General features: G+C 68.4%; 17 protein-coding genes. 2 read left to right on the top strand and 15 right to left on the bottom strand.

The genetic code is table 11. The features are described 5' to 3' along the window. Positions 1-9 precede the first annotated feature (9 nt). The 6 genes from fdxA to ACM14_RS01495 all read right to left on the bottom strand — a co-directional run bounded on the left by fdxA (position 10) and on the right by ACM14_RS01495 (position 5,873). The gene (fdxA, locus tag ACM14_RS01470) at positions 10-339 is read right to left on the bottom strand and encodes a ferredoxin FdxA (RefSeq protein WP_012206456.1); all 330 of its coding nucleotides are present in this window, start codon (positions 337-339) and stop codon (positions 10-12) included. A gap of 164 nt (positions 340-503) precedes the next feature. Beyond that, positions 504-1,895 (bottom strand): sulfate adenylyltransferase subunit 1, encoded by a 1,392-nt coding sequence (locus ACM14_RS01475; RefSeq protein ID WP_065345057.1) that lies wholly within the window; start codon positions 1,893-1,895, stop codon positions 504-506. Further along, entirely contained in the window at positions 1,895-2,827 is a 933-nt protein-coding gene (gene cysD / locus ACM14_RS01480; RefSeq protein ID WP_013801646.1) for a sulfate adenylyltransferase subunit CysD, read from the bottom strand. Before cysD ends, ACM14_RS01475 begins: the two co-directional genes overlap by 1 nt. A 41-nt stretch (positions 2,828-2,868) precedes the next feature. Further along, positions 2,869-3,627 carry a phosphoadenylyl-sulfate reductase gene (locus tag ACM14_RS01485; RefSeq protein WP_065345058.1) on the bottom strand — a complete coding sequence of 253 codons (759 nt, stop codon included), beginning with the start codon at positions 3,625-3,627 and terminating at the stop codon, positions 2,869-2,871. Between the two features lies 1 nt (position 3,628). Next, positions 3,629-4,012: a DUF934 domain-containing protein gene (locus tag ACM14_RS01490; RefSeq protein ID WP_034395300.1), complete on the bottom strand. Its 384-nt coding sequence runs from the start codon at positions 4,010-4,012 to the stop codon at positions 3,629-3,631. A gap of 28 nt (positions 4,013-4,040) precedes the next feature. After that, positions 4,041-5,873: a nitrite/sulfite reductase gene (locus ACM14_RS01495; RefSeq protein ID WP_013801649.1), complete on the bottom strand. Its 1,833-nt coding sequence runs from the start codon at positions 5,871-5,873 to the stop codon at positions 4,041-4,043. A gap of 450 nt (positions 5,874-6,323) precedes the next feature. Between ACM14_RS01495 and ACM14_RS01500 the strand changes: the two genes are divergently transcribed. After that, positions 6,324-7,172 (top strand): hypothetical protein, encoded by an 849-nt coding sequence (locus ACM14_RS01500; RefSeq protein WP_235434607.1) that lies wholly within the window; start codon positions 6,324-6,326, stop codon positions 7,170-7,172. Here ACM14_RS01500 and ACM14_RS01505 read toward each other — a convergent pair. The 9 genes from ACM14_RS01505 to ACM14_RS01545 all read right to left on the bottom strand — a co-directional run bounded on the left by ACM14_RS01505 (position 7,108) and on the right by ACM14_RS01545 (position 16,848). Then, positions 7,108-7,941, bottom strand: coding sequence for an ABC transporter ATP-binding protein (locus ACM14_RS01505; RefSeq protein WP_047326849.1), 834 nt, complete (start codon positions 7,939-7,941; stop codon positions 7,108-7,110). The two genes, ACM14_RS01500 and ACM14_RS01505, sit on opposite strands and share 65 nt — an antisense overlap. Then, a complete protein-coding gene (locus ACM14_RS01510; RefSeq protein WP_065345059.1) occupies positions 7,934-8,947 on the bottom strand; it encodes an iron ABC transporter permease in 1,014 nt (337 codons plus the stop codon). Before ACM14_RS01510 ends, ACM14_RS01505 begins: the two co-directional genes overlap by 8 nt. Then, entirely contained in the window at positions 8,947-10,008 is a 1,062-nt protein-coding gene (locus ACM14_RS01515) for an iron ABC transporter substrate-binding protein (protein WP_047326851.1), read from the bottom strand. Before ACM14_RS01515 ends, ACM14_RS01510 begins: the two co-directional genes overlap by 1 nt. Before the next feature lie 5 nt (positions 10,009-10,013). Then, complete coding sequence (locus tag ACM14_RS01520; RefSeq protein ID WP_065345060.1) at positions 10,014-10,562, bottom strand: DUF2478 domain-containing protein; 549 nt, start codon at positions 10,560-10,562, stop codon at positions 10,014-10,016. 33 nt (positions 10,563-10,595) lie between these two features. Next, positions 10,596-11,483 (bottom strand): tungsten ABC transporter permease, encoded by an 888-nt coding sequence (locus ACM14_RS01525; RefSeq protein ID WP_228676870.1) that lies wholly within the window; start codon positions 11,481-11,483, stop codon positions 10,596-10,598. Positions 11,484-11,505: 22 nt separating this feature from the next. Then, positions 11,506-13,587, bottom strand: a complete 2,082-nt coding sequence (locus ACM14_RS01530; RefSeq protein WP_065345061.1) for a TonB-dependent siderophore receptor — start codon at positions 13,585-13,587, stop codon at positions 11,506-11,508. Positions 13,588-13,778: 191 nt separating this feature from the next. After that, the gene (gene mnmC, locus ACM14_RS01535; RefSeq protein WP_065345062.1) at positions 13,779-15,719 is read right to left on the bottom strand and encodes an FAD-dependent 5-carboxymethylaminomethyl-2-thiouridine(34) oxidoreductase MnmC; all 1,941 of its coding nucleotides are present in this window, start codon (positions 15,717-15,719) and stop codon (positions 13,779-13,781) included. Positions 15,720-15,734: 15 nt separating this feature from the next. Further along, on the bottom strand, positions 15,735-16,403 hold the full coding sequence (locus tag ACM14_RS01540) for a trimeric intracellular cation channel family protein (protein ID WP_012206442.1): 669 nt from the start codon (positions 16,401-16,403) through the stop codon (positions 15,735-15,737). 172 nt (positions 16,404-16,575) lie between these two features. Beyond that, the gene (locus ACM14_RS01545; protein WP_013801659.1) at positions 16,576-16,848 is read right to left on the bottom strand and encodes an oxidative damage protection protein; all 273 of its coding nucleotides are present in this window, start codon (positions 16,846-16,848) and stop codon (positions 16,576-16,578) included. Between the two features lie 144 nt (positions 16,849-16,992). On the opposite strand from ACM14_RS01545, the gene ACM14_RS01550 reads away from it, so the two are divergent. Continuing rightward, positions 16,993-18,015, top strand: a complete 1,023-nt coding sequence (locus ACM14_RS01550; protein WP_013801660.1) for a sulfate ABC transporter substrate-binding protein — start codon at positions 16,993-16,995, stop codon at positions 18,013-18,015. Positions 18,016-18,183: the final 168 nt, after the last annotated feature.

Below are 18,183 nucleotides of genomic sequence, written 5' to 3' on the forward strand. Positions count from 1 at the left end.
TGCGCGGCTTCAGCGTTCGAGCTGGTCCAGCTTGCCGGGCTTGCCGTTCCAGTCGTCGGCGTCGGGCAGCGAGGCCTTGCGCTTGGTGATGCTCTTCCAGCCCTTTTCCAGCGACAGCTCGGCGTTGAGCTTGATGAAGGCCAGTTGGTCGGCGGGGACGTCTTCCTCGGCAAAGATGGCATTGGCCGGGCATTCGGGAATGCACACGGCGCAATCGATGCACTCGTCAGGATCGATCACGAGGAAGTTGGGGCCTTCGCGGAAGCAGTCCACGGGGCAGACATCCACACAATCTGTGTATTTGCACTTGATGCAGTTTTCGGTGACGACGTGAGTCATGGGAGTCTTTTATGGCAGTGTGAATGTCGGTATCAACCCGGGATTCTAAAATTTTTCAGGAGCCAGTCCCGCACATGGCAAGGATTCTGGCGCGGACTGCTGCGGTTTTCCGAAAGCCCACGAGCCGGCATGTGCCGGCTCGCGAAGCGGGACTGTCCAGTTGCTCAATCCAGCAGTGCAGCGCCTGCGGTAGCGTGGCTGGCCGTGTCCACAAGGATCAGCGCACCCAACTGGCGGGCCTGGGCGAAGGGTGCTGCGGGAATGCTTTCCTGCAGCAGCAGCTCCACGCGGCCGATGGCGTTGGGCTCCAGCTGGGTGGCCTCTTCCTGGGCCAGCGTGTGGATGTTCAGGCGGTGCACCACGCGACGGGCCTTGGCCTTGATCCAGCGGTGGCCGTGCAGCGCCAGGTAGGTGCGGCCGGGGACCAGCGGCTGCTCGTCCATCCAGGCCACGGTGGCAGTCAACTCGCGCTTGCTGGGCCATGCGGGCTGCGCTTCCTGGGCGTCGAAGTCGTCATCGGCAGCGGCCGCTGCAGCCGCAGGGGCTGCGACGAGCCAGTCGCCGCGCGAGACATCGACCTCGCGGTCCAGCGTGATGCCGGCCGACAGGCCTGCGTCGATGGAGCCGGGAACGCGGGCATGGTCCAGCACCTGGGCAATCACGGCCTGCTGGCCGCTGGGCAGGATCTGCACGGCGTCGCCCACGCGTGCGCGGCCTGCGGCCACGCGGCCCCAGAACACGCGGCGGCCCTGGCTGGTATCGGCCGAGGACGAGAATTTCTCCACCCATTGCACGGGAAAGGCCAGCGCCAGGCCGGTGTCGGTCGGCGTGTTGGGCAACTGCTCCAGCAGTTGCAGCAGGCTGGGGCCGTCGTAGCCGGCCCAGCCGGGCTCGGCGTTGACCACATTGAAGCCCTTGAGAGCCGAGACGGGCACGGTGGCCGCGGAGGCAATGCCGGCCTCGGCCGTGAAGCGCTCCAGCGCGCCGCGGATGTGGACGAAGGCCTGTTGCGGGTCTTCGACGGCGTCGAGCTTGTTGACGGCAAACACCAGCGAATGCACGCGCAGCAGGTGGGCCAGCAGGCTGTGGCGGCGCGTCTGCGGCAGCAGGGTGAGCTGCGGGTTCTTCCAATCGAGCTTGGTGGCATCGACCAGCACCACGGCGGCGTCGGCGCTGCTGGCGGCGGTGACCATGTTGCGCGTGTACTGCTCATGGCCCGGCGCGTCGCCGATGATGAACTTGCGGCCTTCGGTGGCGAAGTAGCGGTAGGCCACGTCGATGGTGATGCCCTGCTCGCGCTCGGCCGACAGGCCGTCGGTCAGCAGCGCCAGGTCGGTCTCGCCGCTCTTGGTGACGCCGGCCAGCTGGTCCTGCAGCACGGCGCGCGTGTCCACCAGAAGGCGGCCGATCAGCGTGCTCTTGCCGTCATCGACGGAGCCGCAGGTGATGAAGCGCAAGGCCGAGGCGTTGGCGGCGGTCTGCTGTGTGGCCTGGCTGGCCTGGGTGGCCGTGGAATCCGCGACGGCTGCGTCGGCGGCAATGCTTGCGGTGGTCATCAGAAATATCCGTCCTTCTTGCGCTTTTCCATGGAGGCGTCGCTGGTCTTGTCGTCCATGCGCGTGGCGCCGCGTTCGCTGACTTCGGCGGCCAGGGTTTCGAGCACGATGTCGGCGGCCGTTGCGGCTTCGCTTTCCACGGGGCAGGTGCAGGTGATGTCGCCCACGGTGCGAAAGCGCACGTCGCGCACCACGACTTCCTCGCCGTCGCGTGGGGGCGTGAGTTCGGTCACGGGCACCAGCAGGCCGCGGCGCTCCACCACTTCGCGCTTGTGCGTGTAGTAGATGCTGGGCAGGGCGATCTGCTCGCGCTCGATGTATTGCCACACGTCGAGTTCAGTCCAGTTGCTGATGGGGAACACGCGGAAGTGCTCGCCGGGGGCCAGACGCGTGTTGAACAGCGTCCACAGCTCGGGGCGCTGGGCCTTGGGCTGCCATTGGCCGAAGCTGTCGCGGTGGCTGAAGATGCGTTCCTTGGCGCGGGCCTTTTCCTCGTCGCGGCGGGCGCCGCCGATCAGGGCGTCGAAGCGGAATTCATCGATGGCCTCCAGCAGCGTCACCGACTGGTGGACGTTGCGGCTTTCGCCCGGATGGGCCAGGCGCACGGTGCCGCGTGCCATGGAGTCCTCGACGCTGCGCACGATGAGTTCGGCACCGAGCTCCTTGGCACGCAGGTCGCGGAAATCGGTCACTTCCGGGAAGTTGTGGCCAGTGTCGATCATCAGCAGCGGGTAGGGGATGCGGCCCTTGCCGAAGGCCTTCTCGGCGCAGCGCAGCATGACCAGCGAGTCCTTGCCGCCCGAAAACAGCAGGGTGGGGCGCTCGAAGGCGGCGGCCACTTCGCGCAGCACGAAGATGGTTTCCTCTTCAAGGGCGTCGAGGTGGCGGTTGCTGAGATGGCTCAGCACGGAGGTGTCCACACGGGCATTCATTTCTTGGTTTCCAATCAGATCGGTGTCAAACCCTGCAGGCTTCACTTCTTGGCATGCAGGCCGCATTCCTTGGCCGCTTCATCCTCCCACCACCAGCGGCCGGCGCGGAAGTCCTCGCCAAGGCTGACCGCGCGCGTGCAGGGTGCGCAGCCGATGCTGGGATAGAACTGGTCGTGCAGCGGGTTGTAGTCCACACCATGGCTGGCGATGTAGTGCCAGACATCGCCCTGGGTCCAGTCGGTCAGCGGGTTGAACTTGGTCAGGCCCTTGGTCTCGACCTCGCTGCGGTCCACGGCGGGCACGTCGGCGCGGGCATTGGACTGCTCGCGGCGCAGGCCCGTGATCCAGGCGCTCTTGCCAGCCAGCGCGCGCGCCAGCGGCTCCATCTTGCGCACGCCGCAGCAGGCCTTGCGCAGCTCGATGCTGCGGTACATGGCGTCCTGGCCGTTGTCGCGGATGAAGTGGATCACCGATTCGAGCTGCGGCCGGTAGACCTTGACGCTCAGGCCGGGCAGCGACTGGGTGCGTTCCAGCAGGGCCAGGGTCTCGGTGTGAAGGGCGCCGGTGTCCAGCACGAAGACGGGGATGCCCAGGCCCAGGCGGTGGATGATGTCGGTGATCACCACATCCTCGGCGCCCAGGCTGGAGGCCTGCGTCACGGCCTCGGCGCCCAGGGCTGCAGCCTCGCGCAGCAGGGCCTCGGTGGCGGCCAGCTTGTCGGCAAAGCCGCTGCTGGCACGGCCGTTGACCTCGGTGGCCTTGGCCGATGCCTGTCGCGACAGAAAGCTTTGCGCACCCATGTCAGGCCGCCTTGACGAAGTGGGGCTCGGGATGGACGGCATCACCCTGGTAGAAGCCGTGGAAGCGGTCCAGCTGGCGCTGGGCGTCGGCGATGTCCACGCCTTCGCGCAGCACGGCCACGTCGAAGCCGCAGCGCTGCATCTGCACCAGCTGGTCGATCAGCACGTCGCCGGTGGCGCGGATCTCGCCCTGGAAGCCCAGGCGCTTGCGCAGCAGGCGGGCCTGGCTGAAGGCGCGGCCATCGGTGAACTTGGGAAAGTGCAGGTCGATGCGCTGCACGCCGGTCAGGTCCAGCGTGAAGGGATCGGCGTCATTGGCTGGGGCGATGATGGTCTGCTGGCCTTCGGCCGGGCTTTGGTGCTCTTGGGCGGCGATGATTTTCATGGGGATCTCCTGCGGCTCTCACCTGGGGTCAGGCGGCCGCTTCCTCGGTGTGCTTGGCGGGGTGGCGGGCGGCATTGCCGGCGGCCTTGAACGGGTCGATGCCCACGCGGCGCACGGTGGCGATGAAGGTCTCGAAACGGCCGCCTTCGCTTTGGCGCTGCTCACGGTAGGTGGCCAGCAGGGCTTCGATCACGCCGGGCACTTCGGCGGCGCTGAACGAGGGGCCGATGATCTTGCCGGGAGTGGCCGGGCCGGACAGGTGGGAGCCGTCGGCGCCGCCCAGCGTGATCTGGTACCACTCCTTGCCGTCCTTGTCCACGCCCAGGATGCCGATGTGGCCGCTGTGGTGGTGGCCGCAGCTGTTGATGCAGCCGCTGATGTGCAGGTCGATCTCGCCCAGGTCCCACAGCTCGTCCAGGTCCTGGTAGCGCTCGGTGATGGCCTCGGCAATGGGCAGGGAGCGCGCATTGGCCAGCGAGCAGAAGTCGCCGCCGGGGCAGGCGATCATGTCGGTCAGCAGGCCGATGTTGGGCTTGGCCAGGCCCAGGGCCTTGGCCGCCTTGTACAGCTGGGGCAGCTGGTCGCGGCGCACCCAGGGCAGCAGCAGGTTCTGCTCATGGGTGACGCGCATCTCGCCGGCCGAGAACTGGTCGGCCAGCGCGGCGGCGGCATCCATCTGGTCTGCCGTGGCGTCGCCGGGCGCGTAGCCCAGGCGCTTGAACGACAGCAGCACGGCGCGAAGTTGCGGGTGGCGGTGCGGGCGCACGTTGCTGATCAGCCAGCGGCCGAAGTCCTTGTCTTCCTCGGCGGCCGTGCGCAGCAGGGCCAGGGTCTCGGCCTCGGCATTGGCGGGCGACAGGTCCAGCTCGGGCTCGCGGAAATTGGCGGCCACGCGGTCGTACTCGGCTTGCGTGATGGTGTGGGGGCCACCCTCGACCTCGACGATCTGGCGGAATTCCTCATCGACCTGGTCGATGAAATTCTGTCCTTCGGACTTCACGAGGATCTTGATGCGCGCCTTCCAGGCGTTGTCGCGGCGGCCGTAGCGGTTGTAGACGCGGATCACGGCTTCCAGGTAGTTCATCAGCTGGTTCCAGGGCAGGAACTCGCGCAGCACTGGGCTGATGGTGGGCGTGCGGCCCATGCCGCCGCCCACGCGCACCTTGAAGCCCAGCTCGCCAGCCTCGTTCTTGAGCAACTGCAGGCCCACGTCGTACCAGCCCAGCGCGGCGCGGTCTTCCTCGGCACCGCTGATGGAGACCTTGAACTTGCGCGGCAGGAAGCTGAACTCGGGGTGCAGCGTGCTCCACTGGCGCAGGATTTCGGTGAAGGGGCGGGGGTCGGCGATCTCGTCGATGGCAATGCCCGCCAGCGCGTCGCTGTTGATGTTGCGGATGCAGTTGCCGCTGGTCTGGATGCCGTGCAGGTTCACGCTGGCCAGCAGGTCCATCACGTCGGCGGCCTTGGACAGCGGAATCCAGTTGTACTGGACGTTGGTGCGCGTGGTGAAGTGGCCGTAGCCGAACTTCAGGTCGGAGCCGATGCGGCGGCCGTCGTGCAGCGGGATGTCGCCCAGCCGGTCCTGGGTGGCGCGGGCCTCGGCCAGCAGGGCGGCGTCGGGCTGGTCATACTCGCGGGCCACGCGGGCCAGCACGCGCAACTGGGCGCTGGACAGTTCGCCGTAGGGCACGGCCACGCGCAGCATGGGCGCGTAGCGCTGCACATACCAGCCGTTTTGCAGGCGCAGGGGCTTGAACTCATCCTCCGAGAGCTTGCCGGCCTGCCAGCGTTCGAGCTGGTCACGGAACTGCTCGGCGCGCAGGCGGATGAACTGTTTGTCGAATTCGGTGTATTGGTACATGGCGCTTCGGATGTGGGGTCTTCGACTGCCGCCAGTGGCGGCGGTGCAGGGGTTCATTGCGTGGCACCGAGGCACTTGCGGGAAACGCGCGCAGAACCCTGCATGGACGGAAATGTAAGCAATGGCCTTATAGAAGCAAACGATTGTTTTGTCCTGCAAGTATGTGGATATGGATATAAGTGAATGGCAGCAGGCTTTGTGGGGCTGGGCATGTCAAACGCATGAGCGGCCGATATGCTTTCCGGCCAGAGGGAGGATTTCAGAATGCGAAACCGTTGTGCCGCCATCGGGCTGGCCTTGGCATTGGCAACTGCTGCTCAGGCGCAGGCCCAGAAGCCGGCACCGCCGCCGTCCCCGTTGTCAGCAGCGCACACAGCTGACACGCCTGAACCCGACGAATCCGCACGGGAATCAGCCTGGGATGCGTATCTGCATCGCGTGGCGGCGCAGTTGGCCGGTTCCGGCAGCGGGCGCGATCTGGCCTTTGCGGCCATCCTGATCAATCTGTCGCCCCGCGACAAAAGCGCTGTCAGCCAGGCCGAGGGCTGGCGCCAGGACGCGCTGGAGCGGGCAGGGCAGGATGCGCTGGCCTATCAACTGCTGGCCTCCAAGGCCCCTGAGGACGAAGGCGAAGTGCGCTCCGAGGCTGCCCGCCGCTGGTTGGCGCTGGAGCCCAGCAATTTCTCTGCGCTGATGCAGCAGGCGCTGGGACCGCAGGAACTGCTGGTTGCAGCGCGCGAAAGCCGCTACGCGGACCTGCACATGTATGACGGCGTGCGCTGGATGCAGTCCGCTTTGCTGCGCCATCCGCCCACGGCACAGGAGCTGCAGGCGCTGGGTGGCAGTCCGAACTACCGGCTCGAGGAAGGCGCGGTGATCACTGCAATAGGTATCTGGACAGCCTTTCCCTTGACGGGCTACAAGGCGCTGCTGGATGCCTGCAAACCCGAAGCGATGGGCAAAACCCCGGCGGGCGAGGCCGACTGCCTGCATGTAGCCCACCTGCTGACGGAGCGCTCATCGACCGTGCTGGATGAGGGCTTTGGGCTGGCGATTCAACGCCGGCTGGCCAAAACCCCGGCCGAGCTCGCCGCGGCCCAGGCCCGGCGGCGCCAGTTGGAGTGGCTGATGCAAGCGTCCGCCCCGCTCGGCATGCAGGACGGGGGAACCCGGTTTGCCCGGCTGCTGGCCGATCCTTCCATCCACAGCGAGCAGCAATTGCTGCAGCGCTTGCTCAAGGATGCAGGCCGGCCCTTGACGCCGCCGCCGTGTTGGAAGTGGCGCCCGCCCAGACCTTAGGGATTGCCGGCAGCCGCGCCGCCACCGCCGCCTCGCTCACCCCATAGAGCGCAGCCAGCGCGGCCGGTGTCGCCACCTGCTCCGCCGCACCGCAGGCCTGCAGTCCGTCGCGGCCCAGCAGGGCGATGCGGTCGGCCACCTGCAGCGCATGCTCGGGCTGGTGGGTGGACAGCAGCACGGCCATGCCGCGTGCACGCAGCGCGGCAATCTGGTCCAGCACGCGGATCTGGTTGCCGAAGTCCAGGCTGGCCGTGGGCTCGTCCATGACCAGCAGCGCGGGCTCCTGGGCCAGGGCGCGTGCGATCAGCACCAGCTGGCGCTCGCCGCCGCTCAGCTCGGTATAGGGGCGCAGCGCCAGATGGGCGATGCCCAACTGCTCAAGGCAGCCCAGCGCCAGGGCACGGTCGGCACTTGAAGGCCGGGCCAGCGCAGGCAGGCGCGCGGCACGGCCCATGAGCACCATGTCCAGCGCTTCGAAGCCGAAGACGCCGGCCTGAGCCTGGGGCACATAGCCCACGCGCCGCGCAAACTCGGCACGCGGCCAGCTGTGCACGGGCTGGCCCTGCACGCGCACCTCTCCGGCCAGCGGCGCCAGCAGGCCCAGCACGGTGCGGAACAGCGTGGTCTTGCCGCAGCCGTTGGGGCCCAGCAGGCACAGCACCTCGCCTGCGGCAATGGCCAGGTCAAGCCCCTGGCTGACGCGCCGGCGCCCATGGCCCGTGGCCAGGGCCAGCGTCTGCAGCACGGGTGGGGCCTGCACTTCAGTCATTGCGCCCCGTGCGCGACAGCAGGTAGAGAAAGAAGGGCGCGCCGACCAGGGCCGTGAGAATGCCCAGCGGCAGCTCGATGCGCGTCGCGCTGCGCGCCAGGGTGTCGGCCGCAACCACGAAGCCCGCGCCCAGCAGCGCCGAGGCCGGCAGCAGGCGCACGAAATTGGGGCCCACCAGCAGGCGCGCCACATGCGGCACCACCAGCCCCACCCAGCCGACGATGCCGGCCAGCGACACGGCCGCCGCCGTGCCCAGCGTGGCACAGGCCACCAGCAGCAGGCGCAGGCGTGCCACGGGCACGCCCAGGGCCAGCGCCTCCTCGTCGGGCAGGCCCAGCAGGTTGATGCGCCAGCGCAGCAGCATCAGGGGCAGCAGGGCGCACAGCATCACGGGTGCCGTGGCACCCAGCTCGGGCAGGGTCACGGCGCTCAGGCCGCCCATGAGCCAGAAGGTGATGGATGGCAGCTGCGTATTGGGGTCGGCCAGCGTCTTGACCAGGGCGATGCCCGCGCCCAGCAGCGCGCCCAGCGCAATGCCGGCCAGCACCAGGACCAGCACCGGGTAATGGCGGCGCACGCTGGCGCTGATGGCCACCACCACGGCCACGGCGGCCAGCCCGCCGCCAAAGGCCAGGGCCTGCACGGCCGCCATGGACCAGCCCAGGAAGATGCCCAGCACCGCGCCCAGGCCGGCACCGGCCGAGACGCCCAGGATGTCGGGCGAGACCAGCGGGTTGCGGAACATGCCCTGGTAGGCCGCGCCTGCCGCCGCCAGCGTGGCGCCCACGGCCAGGCCTGCGGCGATGCGCGGCAGGCGGATGTTCCAGAGCACGGTCTCGGCGCTGGCGGACAAGGGGGACGCCGTGCCCGTGGCGCGCGCCAGCAGCGACTGCCACAGCTGCTGCGGCGCGATGGAGAACTGACCCGCCGCCAGCGCCCACAGCAGCACGGCGGCCAGCAAGGCCAGCGCGAGCACCCACCCCATGCGGTGGCCTGTGGCAGGCATCAACGCGCGGTCTCCATCAGCCTGCCCAGCGCTGCGGGCGACAGGTCGGCGCCGTAGAACAGGCGATAGAAGTCGCGCACCTCGCGTTCCAACGGCGGCAGTCCCTGCAGTGCCGGCGCCTGCGGGTGGAGCTTTTCCAGCAGCCAGCGCACGCCGATCAGCCGGTTGACGCCGGGCGGACCATCCAGCCAGCCGAAGGGCCAGACCGGCGCGCAGTGCACGCGGCCCGAGCGCATGGCGGCCACGCCGCGCCACAGCGGGTCCTGGCGCATGCGCTCGGCAAGGCCGGGTTCCTGCGTGACGATGACCTGCGGGTCCCAGGCCAGGATCTGCTCCATGGACACGCGCGTGAGCCCGCCACGCCCTGCATCGGCCGCCACATTGCGCCCGCCCGCATATTCGACGGCTTCCACATTGATGGAGCCCGCCAGCCCCGTTTCCAGGCCGTTGGCGCTGCGCGCGAAGTACACGCGCGGGCGCTCGGCCGGTGCCAGGCCCTGGGTGGCACGCTGCGCCAGCGCCGCCACGGCATCGGCATGGCGGGCCAGGGTTTCGCCACGTGCGGCCTCGCCCAGCAGGGCGCCGACCTCGCGCAACTGGCGTGCGTGGTCGGTCAGCGAGCCCTGGATCAGCACGCAGGGCAGGCCGGTCTGGCGTGCCAGCCGCTCGGTGGCCGAGATATAGGTGGCATCGGCCGTGCCGGCGTCCAGCACCAGGTCGGGCTGCAGCTTCAGCAGCGACTCTAGCGGCATGGTGCTGCCGCGCCCGGACAGGCGGCCCAGATGCGGCAGCGCCTGCAGTGTGGGCCCCAGATAGGCGCGCGAGACATCGTCCAGCTGCTGGGGCCAGCCCAGCAGCTTGTGCGGTGCCAGCGTGGCCACCAGCACGCCTGCGGGCGGTCCGGCCGCGAATACGCGGCGCAGCTTGGCGGGGTCCGGCATCTGTCCCATGCGGGCGGCAATCGTGGTTGCCTGGGCATGGCCGGGAACAAGAGCCGATGAGGCCAGTGCCGCCATGGCCTGGCCCAGCCAGCGGCGGCGGGTGAACAGAAGATCGGTCATGAAAATCAGGGGATGGGGCTGGCGCAGCCACGGCGCTCAAGCTGTGCCTGGCACCATTGCTCGATCTGCACCTCATCGGCTGCCAGCTCGGCATGCAGGCTGCCGGTGTACCTGCGCCAGTCTTCAAGATGGCGGGCTGTGACGGCCGTGAGCACGGGCGTGCCGGCCTCGACAAAGGCCGCGAATTCGGCGGCAAAGCCCTGGCCCGAGGCCTCGACGATGCCGAAGCGGTTGATCACCACCAGATCCACGCCATCGTCCAGCGCCTGGCGCAGCACGGCGCTGGCCTGGGCCAGGGCCTGGGGGTTGAGACTGCAGGCGCGCGAGGCGCAGCCCAGGTCCTGGGACAGCTCGAATTGGCGGTCACTGCGCAGGTCGAACAGCTGCATGCGCTTGTTGCCGTTGGCATAGCGGTCCTGGCGATGCACCAGGCCGCCCACGCGCCAGCCCGCGCCTTGCAGGCGGCGTGCCACGCGTTCGAGCAGCAGCTCCATTGCATGCTCGTCGTCTGGATGGACCAGGGCGGCCAGGGGCAGGGTGGCAGGTGAGTTCATGGCATGCGGTGCTTGTGGAATCCAGGCAGGTTTTTACTCCTGGCCGCCGCCGGTGTCGTTGACCAGGGGCATGCTGTCGCGCCCGAAGATCCAGGGACCTCCGGCTGCCACATTGGCCAGCGCCAGTTCCTGCTGGCCCGGTGCGGACAGCAAATGCTCGGCCAGCCGTTGCGCGCTGCGGCGCTGGCCAGCGTCGGCCGGATGGCGCGGCCCGGGCGTGAGCAGCACATAGGGCCGGCGCATCAGCGGGTCGCCGTGCAGCAGCAGCTCGATGCCGGGCGCGCCCATCTTGCCGAAATGCAGCGGGATATGGCCGACCACGGCATAGGCCTGGAGCTCGGCCGCCAACTGCAGCACGGCCTGGGGGCGCGGCCCGGTATCGGCGCGCAGCCAGCGTGCGTCGGGCCGTATGCCGGCGCGGCGCCACAGCCGCTGGACCACGGTATAGCTGCCGGGGTCGCGCAGCGCGATGAAGGGCGAGCCGCTGGCAACGATGCGGCGCATGGCCTCGACGCCATCGGCCGCGCCGCGCACCCCGGCCGGATCATGCGCTGGGCCAGCGAACACATGCTCGTTCCAGCCCCAGACACGCGCGGCCGATGCCAGGCCGGCAGCCTCCAGCGACATGGCTTCGTCGCTGGCGTGGATGAGCAGCAGCTGGGCGCGGCCCTGGGCCATGGCGGGGATCACGCCCTCCTTGGGCGCGGCAACGGCGGTGCGCACGGACAGGCCCAGGCTGCGGCCCGCCGCGTCGGCCAGGTGCGGCCACACACCGCACAGCGACAGGCCGCCGACCACGGCCACGTTCACGCTGGCAGGTTCGGCCGGCTGGGCGGCGCAGCCGCTCAGGGCTGCCAGCGCGGGCAGGGCGCCCAGCAGGCGACGGCGAGGGTGGCAGATCGGTTCCATGGAATCGGGCACGGGCACAGTCTCCGACCCGGTTTCAGAAGCGATAGCCCAGGTTGACATACCAGCTGCGGCCCGGCATGGGCAGGCCGTCATCGAACTGGTACCACTTGTCGCCGATATTGGCCACGCCGAAGTCCACGGTGATGTCGCTGCGCGGCTTGTAGCGTGCGCGCAGGTTGGCAATGCCGTAGCCGGGCAGCTTGAGCGTCTGCAGCTGGCCGCTGCCCGACAGCGGCACGTAGCGGCCCTTCTCGGTCTCGACCTCGGCATTGAATTCCCACTGCGCCAGCGGACGCCACTGAACGCCGGCCAGCAGGCGGTGGCGCGGCGTGTTGGTCAGCGTGATGCTGGAGTCGCTGGTGTTGCGGCGGTTCAGGTAGGTGTAGCCGGCGTTCATGCTCCACTGTGCCGACAGCTGCTGGGCCAGGGACAGCTCCATGCCGATGTTGCGCGTGCGCCCCACGTTCTGCGCCTGGTTGCAGGTGGTGCCGCCGCATTCGGCCGACGCCACGACCACGGTCTGGATCTGGTTGCGCACGCGGCTGTAGAACAGCGCGGCTTGGCCCTGGCCGCCCTGCCAGGGCGAGCCGCTGACGCCCAGCTCCAGGTGGTTGGCGGTCTCGGGCTGCAGGTCGGGGTTGGCCAGGGCCGTGCCCATGCGTGCCGAGTAGCGGTCCTTGATGGTGGGAAAGCGCGTCTTGTGCGAGGCGATGAAATACGCCTCGCTGCCACCGCCCAGCGCATAGCCGAGCTTGGCCACGCCATTGGTGGCGCTGGCGGAGCCCGTGGGCCACTGGTAGACCTCGCGCGCATCGCGCTGGTCGTGGCTGAGCGCCAGGTTCAGGCTCCAGCGTTCGGCCAGGGAGATCGTGTCCTCGACCACCAGCGAGCGCGTTACGTCGCGGTAGTGCTTGCTGGGGTCCTTGGCCGAGGCGGCATCGGTGTGCTCGTCGATCTTGTAGTGCGCGCCCAGGCGCAGCGCATGGCCCTTGAAACTGTAGTTGGCCCACTCGACGCTGGCGCCTTGGCTCACGTCCTTGTAGCTGCTGGTGGGGTCATGGCGCGTGTAGCTCGCGTCCGTGTACATGTCCAGGCCGTTTTGGTAGGTGTCGTGGTAGATGCGTGTCTTGAGCAGGTTGTCGGCATTGATGCGCGTGGTGCTCAGAAAGTACACGCTGTCCTTGTCCCAATAGGGCCAGCGCCAGTAGCGGATGACGTTCTTGCCCGTGGCGCTGCCGGTATACACGGGGTTGCCCTTCTCGCCTTCCTGGCGCACATAGCCCAGCGCGTATTCGTCCGTGGCATTGGGCGTGAGGCCCAGCTTGAACGACAGCCGCTTGTCCGTGCGGTAGGCGTTGTCGCGGTAGTTGCCCGTGTCGGTGGGCTGCTTCTTGAAGTCCTTGAAGCCCTTGGGCAGCGGAAAACTGTCCGCGTCCAGGTAGGAGGCGCCCAGCTGGTAGTACCAGGTGCCCAGGTTGCCGCCCAGGTTCACGGCGGCCTTGCGTTCGCCGCCTGCGCCTGCGCCGATGCGCGCATCGCCCTCGAATGATTTGACGGGCTTGCGCGTGACCAGGTTGATGGCGCCGCCCAGCGTATTGGGGCCATACATCAGCGATGCGCCAGCCTTGGCCACGCGGATCTCGGACAGGTCGAACGTGGTGAAGCGGCCGAAGTCCACATAGCCGTCATAGGGCACGTACAGCGGCACGCCGTCCACGAAGACCGGCACCTGGCGCGGATCGAAGCCGCGCAGGTAGATCATTTCCTCGTTGCGATTGTTGCGCGACAGCGTGGCGCCCGGCAGCAGGCGCACGGCGTCGGCCACGGTGTCGGCATTGCGCTGGCGCATCTCGGCGGCGCCCAGTCGCTGTTCATCGCCGGATATGGCCTCTGCTTCATCACGCGCACCGTGCACGTCAACCGTGCCCAACTGGAAGGTCTGCGAAGCCTGGGCTGCAGGCGCACCCGATTGGGCCTCGACCTGGGCTTGCGCCTGCGTGCTGGCGGCCAGGCCTGCGAGCAGCAGGGCGTGTGTCAGCGTGGAGCGAAGGCGGAACGAGGGTGAGCAGAGGGCGGGTGAGGATGCGGGAGCGCAGGAGCGGGGCTGGCGGGTCACGGTTTCAGGTTCTTGTGTAGTTGAACGCGGGGAGCGGCTGGTTGTTTCCTTTTGAAAACAGGTTCCGGATTCTAGCGATATGCACTAGAAAACATAACGAGTGACAAAAAACCGTCTGCGGGAAGACTCGGGTTTTCTTTCAGGCCGTTGTGTGAATGCTGTGCCGTTCAGCGGCCGGGCGGTTCAACGGCTCAGCGCCTGCGGCCCAGGCGCTCGCTGGCCAGGGCAGCCGCCAGCCTGGCGTCCAGGGGCAGCGGTTCGTCGTGCAGGCGTGCTGCCAGCAGCTCGCCGCACAGCAGCGACAGCGTGAGCCCGCGCGAGCCCATGGCCGTCAGCGCCCACAGGCCGGGAGCCTGATCGGACACCGGTCCGACCACGGGCAGCCGGTCTGGCGAGGCCACGCGCACGGCGCCCCAGGTGGCGCGCGGTGGCGCGTCGAAGAAGCCTTGCAGGCCCTGGTAGGCACCTGGCAGCAGCTGCGCCAGCTTGGCGCCATTGGCTGCATGGGCTGCGGCCTGGTCTTCGGGACTGGGCGGCAGCGCGGTCTGGTCGCGCTCGAAGGTCGATCCCATGACCCAGCCTGGCCCGGCTGCATCGCCGGGCAGCGGCATGGCAGGCACCAGGTTGCCATGGCCGTTGACTGGAAAGGGCGGCATGGCCTGCGCGCTGGCCGGGGTGTGAACATCCCAGCTGACCTGGCCGCGTATGGGCTGCAGCGGCCAGGCGGCCTGCGCACCCAGGCTGTGCTCCAGCAGCGTATTTGTTGCAGGGCCCAGTGCGAGAACGACCAGTTCGGCCTCGGCCAGCAGATTGCCCTGTACATCCAGGGCCTGCCAGACGGGCGCGCCACCGGCTGTGTCGGTGCGTGCAAGACGCGCCACGCAGGCGCGGCCCTGCCAGCGCACGCCGGGCAGCGCCAGCTGCGCCTGCACCAGCCGCGCCGGGCGCACCCAGCCAGCTTGCGCATGCCAGCAGGCCGGGGCGTCGGCGGGCAGGCCGGCCGCCGAGAGTTGATCGGCGCTTGCGGGCCGGCTCCAGTGGTCGCCCGGGCCGGGGGATTGCCAGTCGCGCGGCAGCCGCGGGGGGGCTTCCACGCCGTGCTCCAGCACGCCGGTATCGCACCAGTCCGTGCCCCGTTGCAGCAGGCCCTGGCCGGAGAGCATTTGCAGCTGCGCCAGGGTCAGGCGTGCGCCGTCGCGGCTCAGGCGGGACAGCAGGCTGTCATCGGGAGAGACATGGGGGCAGAACAGGCCCGCGGGCAGGGCCGAGGCGCCCGCTGCAGGCGCGTCGGCAGCATCCAGCACGGTGACCTGCCAGCCACGGCGCGACAGGCTGGCGGCAGCGGCCGCGCCGGCGATACCTGCACCCAGCACCATGCAGCGCCGTGGGGTGATGGCTTCCTGCGGCTGCGCACGCGGCCCGCGCGGCCCACGCGGTTGCCAGGCCGGGTCAAAGACGGCATGCAGGTTGTGGCGCTTGGGGCGCACGCCATCCACCTTGCGCACCTGAAAGCCGTGCTGGGCCAGGCCGTCGCGCACCGTGCGCGCCACGCACCAGGTGGACAGCTGCGTGCCGCGCCGGCAATGGCGCGCCAGCGCGCGCAGGGTGTCGGCGCTCCAGAGGTCGGGGTTGAGTTCCGGCGTGAAGCCGTCCAGGTAGATGCTGTCGGCCGTCAGCTGCTGGCGCCGCAGCATGGCCTGGGCATCACCGATGTACAGCGTCAGCAGCACGCGGCCCTGCTCGAAGGCGAGGCGGTGCACGCCGGGCAGCAGGCCCTGGAACCGGGTGGCCAGCTCCTCGGCCAGCAGGCGCAATCCTGGCTCGCGCGGCATGGCCTGGCGCATGGCGTCGGCGCTGACGGGAAAGGCTTCGGCCGAGACGAAATGCAGCAGCCTCGGGCGCTGGGGATCGGCCTTCCAGGCTTCCCAGGCCACGAGGAAATTCAGCCCGAACCCGAAGCCGGTCTCCAGGATGCGCCATTGCGGCGCATCGGCCCAGGCCGCCGGCAGGCCGCAGCCGCCCAGAAAGACGTGGCGGGCCTGGTCCAGGCCGCCGAGTTCGCTGTGGTAGCGGTCGCCGAAGCGCGGGCTGTAGGGCGTGCCATCGGGCAGCCATTCAATGGGTTCGGGCATGGGCAAGGGGCAGAACTACTCCTCCCAGCGCTGCTGGTAGGAGAACACGGGCAGCCGCCACTTGAAGCGGATGGCAGCCAGGCGCAGCGTGAGTCCGCCGGCAAAGCAGACGACGGTGCTGAGGTTGGAGCCCACTTCCAGTGTGCGCAGCCCCAGGAACAGCAGGCACACGGCCAGGGACACGCTGGCGTACAGCTCGCGCCGGAAGACGACCGGCACCTGGTTGCACAGCACGTCGCGCAGAATGCCGCCGCTGATGCCGGTCAGCATGCCTGACATCACCACCACCACGGGCGGGTAGCCCAGCTCCAGCGCCACGTTGCAGCCGATCAGCGAGAAGGCGATCAGCCCCATGGCGTCCAGCAGCAGAAAGACCTGCTTGAGATGGTGCATGTGGCGTGCCACGACGATGGTCAGCAGCCCGGCCGAGATGACCAGGTAGACATATTCAGGGTGCTGCGTCCAGCCGATGGGGTAGTGGCCCAGCACCATGTCGCGGATGGTGCCGCCGCCCAGCGCGGTGACGAAGGCGATCACGGCCACGCCGAAGATGTCCATGTTGCGCCGGCCCGCCGCCAGCGCGCCCGACATGGCTTCGGCCGTGATGGCCACGAGGTAGATCACCAGCATGACGGTGAACTGCGATGCCTGGAACGATTCCAGCAGGGAGACGGATGGAAGCACGGAAAACCTCGGGTGAAGACCGGCCCGCGCCGCAGGGTGTGCGGCCACTGCGCCGTCCAGCGCAAGAAGGCGGGCATTGTAGGCGGTCTCTGGGCGGCGGCCGTTTGCGGCACCGCAAATGAAACCGCCCCCGGCGCAGTGCGACGGGGGCGGTGAAAGGGCGCGAAGCGGCTCAGGCCGAAGGAGGCACGTAGCCGGCCGCCGCATCGGCGCCGCCGCCGAAGAAGTGGTTTTCCATCTGGCGGGCCAGATACTGGCGGGCGCGTGCGTCGGCCAGGTTCAGGCGGTTTTCGTTGACCAGCATCGTCTGGTGCTTGAGCCAGTCGGCCCAGGCCTGCTTGCTCACGCCTTCAAAAATGCGCTTGCCCAGCTCGCCGGGGTAGGGCGGGAAATCCAGGCCTTCAGCGTCAACGCCAAGCTTGATGCAGTGAACGGTACGTGCCATGGGGAATTGAGTCCTTGTCTTGTGGAGATTCAGATGTTTTGGGAATAACAAACTGAAATCTTATTGGTTTGAGTTTTAAGAGTTGGCTTTGAGAATGCTTTCCACGGCACCAGACCGTCGTCTCCACTCTCTACCGACACTCCAATGAAAATTCGCCGCCACTTTATCAAGTTTCCTGTCGCCGCCGGCCTGATCGCGGGCTTGACCCTGTCGGCTCTGCCGGCGTTGGCCCAGTCGGTGCAACTGCTCAATGTCTCCTACGATCCGACGCGCGAGCTGTACGTGGAATACAACCAGGCCTTCGCCAAGCACTGGAAGGCCAAGAGCGGCCAGGACGTGAGCGTCAAGCAGTCGCATGGCGGCTCGGGCAAGCAGGCGCGTTCCATCATCGACGGCATCGACGCCGACGTGGCCACGCTGGCGCTGGCCGGCGACATCGACGCCCTGGTCAAGAACGGCAACCTGCTCAAGGCCGACTGGCAAAAGCGCCTGCCGCACAACTCGGCGCCCTACAGCTCCACCATCGTCTTCCTGGTGAAGAAGGGCAATCCCAAGAACCTCAAGGACTGGGACGACCTGGTCAAGCCCGGTGTGCAGGTGATCACGCCCAACCCCAAGACCAGCGGCGGTGCGCGCTGGAACTACCTGGCCGCCTGGGAATTCGCAAAGCGCAAGTACGGCGGCGACGCACAGGCCAAGGACTTCATCGGCAAGCTGTTCAAGAACGTGCCCGTGCTGGACACGGGCGCGCGCGGCGCCACCATCACCTTCGTGCAGCGCGGCGTGGGCGATGTGCTGCTGGCCTGGGAGAACGAGGCCTTCCTGGCACTCAAGGAGTTCGGTCCCGAGAAGTTCCAGATCGTCGTGCCTTCGCTGTCCATCCTGGCCGAGCCTTCGGTGGCCGTGGTCGACAAGGTCGTGGACAAGAAGGGCACACGCGCCGTGGCCGAGGAGTACCTGAAGTACCTGTACTCCGAGGAAGGCCAGCGCATCGCCGGCCGCAACTACTACCGTCCCACCGATGCCAAGGTCAAGGCCGAGTTCGCGGACAAGTTCCCCAAGCTGGAGCTGGTCACCATCGACCAGGCCTTCGGCGGCTGGGCCAAGGCCGACAAGGACCACTTTGCCGACGGCGGCAGCTTCGACCAGATCTACACCAAGAAGTGAGTGCGGCGCGCCGGCCCGGCCGGCGCCCACCCACTGAATTCACCCGCGTTCCCAGACCCCTGCCAATCCCCACGATCCGCCATGTCCATCTTGCTGACTTCCCGCCACTCTTTGCAGGCCCCGCGCCGCACGGCGCAGGCAGGCGTGCGGATGCACAAGGCAGGAGTG

Source organism: Delftia sp. JD2 (assembly GCF_001682645.1).
In the GTDB taxonomy this organism is placed as follows: Bacteria; Pseudomonadota; Gammaproteobacteria; order Burkholderiales; family Burkholderiaceae_C; genus Comamonas; species Comamonas acidovorans.

Excerpts from the sequence above, each read along its gene's own strand:
- ACM14_RS01485 (WP_065345058.1), bottom strand. The coding sequence starts at position 3,627 with ATGGGTGCGCAAAGCTTTCTGTCGCGACAGGCATCGGCCAAGGCCACC.
- cysD (WP_013801646.1), bottom strand. The coding sequence starts at position 2,827 with ATGAATGCCCGTGTGGACACCTCCGTGCTGAGCCATCTCAGCAACCGC.
- ACM14_RS01490 (WP_034395300.1), bottom strand. The coding sequence starts at position 4,012 with ATGAAAATCATCGCCGCCCAAGAGCACCAAAGCCCGGCCGAAGGCCAG.
- ACM14_RS01505 (WP_047326849.1), bottom strand. The coding sequence starts at position 7,941 with ATGACTGAAGTGCAGGCCCCACCCGTGCTGCAGACGCTGGCCCTGGCC.
- ACM14_RS01475 (WP_065345057.1), bottom strand. The coding sequence starts at position 1,895 with ATGACCACCGCAAGCATTGCCGCCGACGCAGCCGTCGCGGATTCCACG.
- fdxA (WP_012206456.1), bottom strand. The coding sequence starts at position 339 with ATGACTCACGTCGTCACCGAAAACTGCATCAAGTGCAAATACACAGAT.
- ACM14_RS01515 (WP_047326851.1), bottom strand. The coding sequence starts at position 10,008 with ATGACCGATCTTCTGTTCACCCGCCGCCGCTGGCTGGGCCAGGCCATG.
- ACM14_RS01550 (WP_013801660.1), top strand. The coding sequence starts at position 16,993 with ATGAAAATTCGCCGCCACTTTATCAAGTTTCCTGTCGCCGCCGGCCTG.
- ACM14_RS01510 (WP_065345059.1), bottom strand. The coding sequence starts at position 8,947 with ATGCCTGCCACAGGCCACCGCATGGGGTGGGTGCTCGCGCTGGCCTTG.
- mnmC (WP_065345062.1), bottom strand. The coding sequence starts at position 15,719 with ATGCCCGAACCCATTGAATGGCTGCCCGATGGCACGCCCTACAGCCCG.
- ACM14_RS01520 (WP_065345060.1), bottom strand. The coding sequence starts at position 10,562 with ATGAACTCACCTGCCACCCTGCCCCTGGCCGCCCTGGTCCATCCAGAC.
- ACM14_RS01495 (WP_013801649.1), bottom strand. The coding sequence starts at position 5,873 with ATGTACCAATACACCGAATTCGACAAACAGTTCATCCGCCTGCGCGCC.
- ACM14_RS01545 (WP_013801659.1), bottom strand. The coding sequence starts at position 16,848 with ATGGCACGTACCGTTCACTGCATCAAGCTTGGCGTTGACGCTGAAGGC.